The sequence below is a fragment of the Nocardioides sp. P5_E3 genome (assembly GCF_054049275.1).
In genome coordinates, this window is record NZ_JBFUMR010000014.1 from 109,256 (window position 1) to 116,228 (window position 6,973).

Sequence of the window (6,973 nt, forward strand, 5' to 3'; positions counted from 1 at the left end):
CAGTGCTGAGCGCCCACCTCGTCGAGGACGTACGCCGCGCGGAGGCGGCCGCGATGGCCCGCCTGCCCGACGGCGCCCTGATGCAGCGCGCCGCCGCGGGCCTGGCCGCCGCGGTCCTCGACCTGCTCGGCGGCGGCTACGGCCGGCGCGTGCTCCTGCTGGTCGGCCCCGGGGACAACGGTGGCGACGCGCTGTGGGCGGGAGCCCGGCTCGCGGCCCGGGGCGCGGCGGTGGAGGCGCTCCTCCTCGCCGACCGCGTGCACGATGCGGGGCTCGCCGCCCTGCGTGCCGCCGGCGGCCGGGCGACCCGGGACCTCGACACCCTCCACCCAGTGCCCGACGTGCTGGTGGACGGCATCGTCGGCATCGGCGGTCGCCCGGGGCTCCGCCCCGACGCGGTGGCGGCCCTCGAGCGCTTCCCCGCGGTGCCCGTCGTCGCGGTCGACGTGCCGTCCGGCGTCGACGTCGACGGCGGCACCCTCGACGGCCCGCACGTCCGCGCCGACCTGACGGTCACCTTCGGCACCCACAAGGTCGCCCACCTCGTCGACCCCGCCTGCCTCGCGAGCGGGGCCGTCCACCTCGTCGACCTCGGCCTCGACGACCCGGAGCTCGGCCCGCCCGTGGTCGAGGCGCTCCAGCCCGACGACGTGCGCGCCCTGCTGCCGCGGCCCGACGACGTCGCGCACAAGTACACCCGCGGCGTGGTCGGCGTGCGCGCGGGCTCGGGCACCTACCCGGGTGCCGCGTTGCTCGCCGTGTCCGGAGCGAACTCCGGGCTGGTCGGGATGGTCCGCTACGTCGGGACGGCGGCGATCGCCGACACCGTCCGCAGCGCGCACCCCGAGGTCGTCGGCGACGGCCGCGTCCAGGCCTGGGTCGTGGGCCCCGGCGGTGGTGACGACGCGGGCACGATGCTCACCGAGGCCCGTGCCGACGACGTGCCGGTGGTCGTCGACGCCGACGCCCTGCGCCACGTGGACGGGACGGTGCCCGGCTGCGTGCTGACCCCGCACGCCGGCGAGCTGGCGGCGATGCTCGGCATCGAGCGCCAGGATGTGGAGGCCTCGCCGCTGGAGCACGCGCGCGCCGCGGCGGCCCGCTTCGACTGCGTGGTCCTGCTCAAGGGGCACCACACGCTCGTCGCCAGCCCCGCCGGGCGGGTCCGGGTGACCACCACCGGGGTGCCGTGGCTCGCCACCGCCGGCGCCGGCGACGTGCTCGCCGGGCTCGTCGGTGCGCTCCTCGCGGCGGGACTGGAGCCGTACGACGCCGCGTCCGTCGGTTCGTGGCTGCACGGAGCCGCCGCGACCCAGGCAGCCGCCGGCGGACCGCTGACGGCGAGCCGCGTCGCGGTCCAGATCCCGCGGCTGGTGCGCGACGTCCTCGACGGTTTGGGATGATCGAGGGCATGACCGATCGCGTGCCGCATCGCGCCGAGATCGTGGTGGACCTCGCCGCCGTCCGGCACAACGTGCGCATCCTCAAGGACCTGGTGAGCGTCGACGGCCCCGTGCAGCTGATGGCGGTCGTCAAGGCCGACGGCTACGGCCACGGCATGGTCGAGGTCGCGGCCGCCGCCCGCGACGCCGGCGCCGACTGGCTCGGGGTGGCAACCATCGAGGAGGCGCTCGCACTGCGGGCCGCCGGCGACCACGGCCCGCTGCTGTGCTGGCTCAGCGCTCCCGGCGACGACTTCGCCGCCGCGGTCGCGGCCGGGATCGAGGTCACCGCCTACTCGGTCACCGAGCTCGAGGAGATCGCGGCGGTGGGCTCCGCCCGGGTGCAGCTCAAGGTCGACACCGGCCTCTCGCGCGGCGGATCGCCCCGCTCGGAGTGGCAGCGCCTCTTCGCCGTGGCGAGCGACCTCGAGCGGCAGGGGCGGATCACCGTCACCGGGATCTGGTCCCACTTCGCCGCCAGCGACGAGCCGGCCCACCCGGCCAACGACGCCCAGGAGGAGGCCTTCCGCGAGGCGCTCGCCCTGGCCGAGACGGCCGGGCTCGACCCGGACGTCACCCACCTCGCCAACTCCGCCGCGACGATCCTGCGGCCCTCCTCCCACTTCGACCTCGTCCGCTGCGGCATCGCGACCTACGGCCTCGACCCGGCGCCCGGCGTCAGCCCGCGCCTCGGCCTCCGGCCCGCCATGACCGTGCGGGCCCGCCTGGTGATGAGCAAGGTCGTCCGGGCCGGTGAGGGCGTCTCCTACGGGCACACCTGGCACGCCGCCGAGGACACCACCGTCGGCGTCGTGCCAGCCGGCTACGGCGAGGGGGTGCCGCGCGCCGCCGGCAACACCGCCCACGTCTGGGTCGGCGACTCCCAGCGGCCGGTCCGCGGCCGCGTGTGCATGGACCAGCTCGTCGTCGACCTCCACGGCGAGCTGCCGCCGGCCGGGACCGAGGTCGTCCTCTTCGGCGCCGGCGACCTCGGCGAGCCCACCGCCCAGGACTGGGCGGACGCCGTCGACACGATCAGCTACGAGATCGTCACCCGCGTCGGCGGCCGGTTGGTCCGCAGGCACGTCGACACCGAGGCGGACACCGAAGCCGACACCGAGACCGACACCGAAGCCGACACCGAGGACTCCGGAAGGACCCCCCGTTGAGCATCAAGGGCCGCATCTTCGGCACCGTCGTGGGCGCAGCCGGCCTGGCCGCTGCCGCCGGCGCCGTGGGCATCGCCCGCCAGAACCGCGTCATCGGCAACCGGGCCGCCGGCGAGGACGTGGCGTTCGGTGAGCTCCACAGCGCGCCGCGCGTGGTCGTCGCCGACGACGCGCTCGACCTCCACGTCGAGATCGACGAGCCGGAGGACTTCGGCGGTGTGCCCGCCACCGACGACGACCTGACCGTCGTCTTCGTGCACGGCTACTCGCTCAACCTCGACTGCTGGCACTTCCAGCGCGCCGCCTACCGCGGCCAGGTGCGTACGGTCTTCTACGACCAGCGCAGCCACGGCCGGTCGGCCCGCTCCGACGAGGAGCACTGCACGATCGAGCAGCTCGGCCACGACCTGCGCCGCGTCATCGAGGACACGGTCCCGGGACGCTGCGTCGTCGTCGGCCACTCGATGGGCGGGATGAGCGTGATCTCCCTGGCCGAGCACTACCCCGAGCTGTTCGGCGACACGGTCGTCGGTGCCGCCCTCATGTCGACCACGGCCGGCGGGCTGGACCCCGGCCGGATCCTGTTCCCGATGCTGCCGCTGGGCCTCGGCGGCCGGTTCGTCGGTCGCGCCGTGCGCACCCTCGACCGCGGTCACCGGGTCGTCGACGTCGCGCGCGCGTGGGGCCACGCCGTCGCCGACGTCTTCACCGACCGCTACGCGTTCGGCGATGGCGACGACGTACCGGCCGCGATGGTGGAGTTCGTCTACTCGATGCTCAACTCGACGCCGTTCGCCGTCGTCGCGGACTTCTACCCGGCCTTCGCGACCCTCGACCACTTCGATCACCTCGAACCCCTCAGCCGGGTGCCCACGGCGATCATCTGCGGCACCGAGGACAAGATCACCTCCGTCGGGCACAGCCGCAAGCTGCACAGCCGCATCCCCGGCTCGAGCCTGCTGGAGTGCGAGGGCGCCGGCCACATGGTGCTGCTCGAGCGCCACAAGCAGGTCACCGCCGAGCTCGACGACCTCATCTCCCTCGCCCAGGGCGAGGGCCTGCTGTGAGCGTTGTCGTACGCCGGGTGGGACCCGAGGCGGCCGCCGACGTCCTCGCGGTCGTGCGGGAGGCCTTCGGTGCCCGGCCCGCCTTGGACCCACCGGCCGACGCGCTCGGCGAGGACATCGACTCCGTCAAGCGCCTGCTCGCCCGGCGCGGTGGCCTGCTCGCCGTCCTCGACGACCGTCCCGTGGGGTGCGTCGTGCTCGACCCCGACCCCGACGGGCTCGTGCTCCGCCGCTTCGGCGTGACGCCCGCCGCCCAGGGCAGGGGAGTGGCCTCGGCCCTGGTGGAAGCGGCCGTGGAGGCGGCGACCGGTCGCTCGGCGGTGCGGGTCGTCGCCCGCGAGGAGCTGCCCGGCACCGTCGCCTTCTGGGAGGCGCACGACTTCGTCGTCACCGGCGGGACGAGCCCCTACGTCGAGCTCGCGAGGTGGCTCGGCACGACCTTCGACGCCCCCGACGCGGAGACGATGCGCGAGCTCGGTGTGCGCGTCGGGTCCGGCCTGGTCGCCGGCGACCTGGTCGTGCTCACCGGCGAGCTGGGGGCCGGCAAGACGACCTTCACGCAGGGGCTCGGCCAGGGACTGGACGTGCGCGGCGGCGTCACGTCGCCGACGTTCGTGATCGCCCGCGTGCACCCCGCCCTGGGCGACGGGCCCGACCTCGTCCACGTCGACGCCTACCGGCTCGGCGGGCTCGACGAGCTCGACGACCTCGACCTCGACACCTCGCTCGACTCCGCGGTGACCGTCGTGGAGTGGGGTGCGGGCCTGGCCGAGGGCCTGGCCGACTCCCGCCTCGAGGTCGTGATCGAGCGGACCGTCGGTGACGCGCCGGTCGGCGACGAGCTCGACCCCCGCCGGGTTTCGCTGCGCTGGATCGTCGGGCAGTAGCCTCGACGCCGTGCTGCTGGCCTTCGACACCGCGACCCCGCTGGTCTCCGTCGCCCTCCACGACGGCGAGCGCGTGGTCGTCGAGCACTCCTCCGAGCAGCCGATGAAGCACGGGGAGCACCTCGCGCCGCTCATCGCGCGGTGCATGGAGGAGGCGGGCGTCGTGCGCCAGGACCTCACCGCCGTCGCCGTCGGCGTCGGTCCCGGTCCGTTCACCGGCCTCCGCGTGGGGGTCGTGACCGCTCGCACCCTCGGCTTCGTCCTCGACATCCCCGTCTACGGCGTCTGCTCCCTCGACGCCGTCGCGCTGGAGGTCGTCGGCAGCGGGACCACCCACGACAGCTTCCTCGTCGCCACCGACGCCCGGCGCAAGGAGGTCTACCTGGCCTCGTACGACGCCGAGGGCCGCCGCCTCGAAGGACCGGTCGTCACCCGCCCGGCCGAGGTCGCCACCGACGCCCCGGTCGCCGGCGCCGGACCCGGGCTCTACCCCGACGCCTTCCCGCACCCGATCACCCCCACCCGGCCGAGCGCCGGCTGGCTGGCTGCCGGCGTCGTGTCCGAGCTCGTAGAATTGCTCGACCCCGAACCCCTCTACCTGCGCCGCCCCGACGCGGTCGCCGGAGCACCCAGGAAGCCCGTCTCGTGATCCGTCCCGCCACCCTCGCCGACCTGCCGGCGCTCCGTGCCCTCGAGCAGGAGCTGTTCGGACCCGACGCGTGGAGCGAGGAGCTCATCCGCCAGGAGATCGACGGCCTGGGGCGCCGCTTCGTCGTCGCCGACGACCTCTCCGGCTACGCCGTGACCATGACCGCGGGCGACATCGTCGACCTGCTGCGGATCGGCGTCCGCCCCGACGCGCGCCGCACGGGCCTCGCCTCGCGCCTGCTCGACGAGCTCCTCGTCGACACCGAGGGCGCCTCGCGGATGCTGCTGGAGGTGAGCGTCACCAACGCCCCCGCCCTGGGCTTCTACGTGGCCCGGCAGTTCAGCGTCATCGACGTCCGCCCCCACTACTACCGCGACGGGTCCGAGGCGCTGGTGATGTGTCGCTGGCTCCCGGGCGCCGCCCGCGAGCACACGGCGACGGCCCATGACTGACGAGCCGCTGGTCCTCGGGATCGAGACCTCCTGCGACGAGACCGGGGTCGGCATCGTCCGGGGGCACACCCTGCTGGCCGACACGGTCGCCAGCAGCGTCGAGGAGCACGCCCGCTTCGGCGGCGTGGTGCCCGAGGTCGCCAGCCGCGCCCACCTCGAGGCGATGGTGCCCACGATCGAGCGCGCCGCGGAGACGGCCGGCATCGCGCTGAGCGACATCGACGCCGTGGCCGTCACCAGCGGCCCCGGTCTGGCCGGAGCGCTGCTGGTCGGCGTGGCCAGCGCCAAGGCCCTGGCCCTCGGCCTGGGCAAGCCCATCTACGGCGTCAACCACCTCGCCGCCCACGTGGCGGTCGACCAGCTCGAGCACGGACCGCTGCCGGAGCCGTGCCTGGCCATGCTCGTCTCGGGCGGCCACTCCAGCCTGCTCGAGGTCACCGACGTCACGGTCGGCGTCGAGCCGATGGGCTCGACCATCGACGACGCGGCGGGGGAGGCCTTCGACAAGGTTGCCCGGCTCCTGGGCCTGCCGTTCCCCGGCGGACCCCACATCGACAAGCAGGCGCGCAGCGGCAACAGCGTCGCCATCGACTTCCCGCGCGGTCTCACCAACCGACGCGACCTCGAGCGGCACCGCTTCGACTTCTCCTTCTCGGGGCTCAAGACCGCCGTCGCCCGCTGGGTCGAGACCCAGCAGCGCGAGGGCGTCGCCATCGACGTCGCCGACGTCGCCGCCTCCTTCCAGGAGGCGGTGTGCGACGTGCTGACCCGCAAGGCGATCGACGCGGCCACCAGCCGCGGGATCGAGGACATCCTCATCGGCGGCGGCGTGGCCGCCAACAGCCGGCTGCGCGCGATGGCCGAGGAGCGGGCAACGGCGCAGGGCATCCGCGTGCGCGTGCCGCGTCCGGGTCTGTGCACCGACAACGGTGCCATGGTCGCCGCCCTCGGGGCCGAGCTCGTCGCCCGCGGCCGTACGCCGTCCCGGCTCGACCTGCCGGCCGACTCCTCGCAACCGATCACGACCGTCGTCGCCTGACACCACCCGACGTCGTCCGCGACGTCGCTCCCACGTCCTCCGGACATGACGAAGGTCCCCGCCCGAGAGCGGGGACCTGCATCACGGACGCTCGAACGAGGCGGACCTCAGTCGAGGACTCCGGGTGCGACGTCGTCGTCACCGAGCCAGTCCTGCTCGTAGACCAGGCTGTCGCGATCGGCGGCCTGGTCGTCGTCGCCCTTGCGGCCGCCGCGACCGTTGGCGCCTCCGGCGGCGCCGCGGGCACCGGTCGATCCGCGTCCACCGG

General features: G+C 74.7%; 7 protein-coding genes. All 7 read left to right on the plus strand.

The features are described 5' to 3' along the window. The first annotated feature begins 2 nt into the window (after positions 1 to 2). Genes ACXJKB_RS11165 through tsaD form a run of 7 tightly spaced genes read left to right on the plus strand, consistent with a single transcriptional unit; the run spans position 3 to position 6,705 of the window. The gene (locus tag ACXJKB_RS11165; RefSeq protein ID WP_457188294.1) at positions 3 to 1,403 is read left to right on the plus strand and encodes an NAD(P)H-hydrate dehydratase; all 1,401 of its coding nucleotides are present in this window, start codon (positions 3 to 5) and stop codon (positions 1,401 to 1,403) included. An 8-nt stretch (positions 1,404 to 1,411) separates the two neighbouring features. Further along, positions 1,412 to 2,611, plus strand: a complete 1,200-nt coding sequence (gene alr, locus ACXJKB_RS11170) for an alanine racemase (protein ID WP_457188296.1) — start codon at positions 1,412 to 1,414, stop codon at positions 2,609 to 2,611. Further along, positions 2,608 to 3,678, plus strand: a complete 1,071-nt coding sequence (locus ACXJKB_RS11175; RefSeq protein WP_457188297.1) for an alpha/beta fold hydrolase — start codon at positions 2,608 to 2,610, stop codon at positions 3,676 to 3,678. The genes alr and ACXJKB_RS11175 overlap by 4 nt, the downstream gene beginning before the upstream one ends. Beyond that, on the plus strand, positions 3,675 to 4,565 hold the full coding sequence (tsaE, locus tag ACXJKB_RS11180; RefSeq protein ID WP_457188299.1) for a tRNA (adenosine(37)-N6)-threonylcarbamoyltransferase complex ATPase subunit type 1 TsaE: 891 nt from the start codon (positions 3,675 to 3,677) through the stop codon (positions 4,563 to 4,565). Before ACXJKB_RS11175 ends, tsaE begins: the two co-directional genes overlap by 4 nt. A 10-nt stretch (positions 4,566 to 4,575) precedes the next feature. Then, the gene (gene tsaB, locus ACXJKB_RS11185) at positions 4,576 to 5,214 is read left to right on the plus strand and encodes a tRNA (adenosine(37)-N6)-threonylcarbamoyltransferase complex dimerization subunit type 1 TsaB (protein ID WP_457188301.1); all 639 of its coding nucleotides are present in this window, start codon (positions 4,576 to 4,578) and stop codon (positions 5,212 to 5,214) included. Continuing rightward, positions 5,211 to 5,666 (plus strand): GNAT family N-acetyltransferase, encoded by a 456-nt coding sequence (locus tag ACXJKB_RS11190; protein ID WP_191194695.1) that lies wholly within the window; start codon positions 5,211 to 5,213, stop codon positions 5,664 to 5,666. Before tsaB ends, ACXJKB_RS11190 begins: the two co-directional genes overlap by 4 nt. After that, a complete protein-coding gene (tsaD, locus tag ACXJKB_RS11195; RefSeq protein ID WP_457188304.1) occupies positions 5,659 to 6,705 on the plus strand; it encodes a tRNA (adenosine(37)-N6)-threonylcarbamoyltransferase complex transferase subunit TsaD in 1,047 nt (348 codons plus the stop codon). The genes ACXJKB_RS11190 and tsaD overlap by 8 nt, the downstream gene beginning before the upstream one ends. Positions 6,706 to 6,973 lie beyond the last annotated feature (268 nt).

What these genes read in the sequence shown, in the direction of transcription:
- alr (WP_457188296.1), top strand. Translation starts at nt 1,412, where the DNA reads ATGACCGATCGCGTGCCGCATCGCGCCGAGATCGTGGTGGACCTCGCC.
- tsaD (WP_457188304.1), top strand. Translation starts at nt 5,659, where the DNA reads ATGACTGACGAGCCGCTGGTCCTCGGGATCGAGACCTCCTGCGACGAG.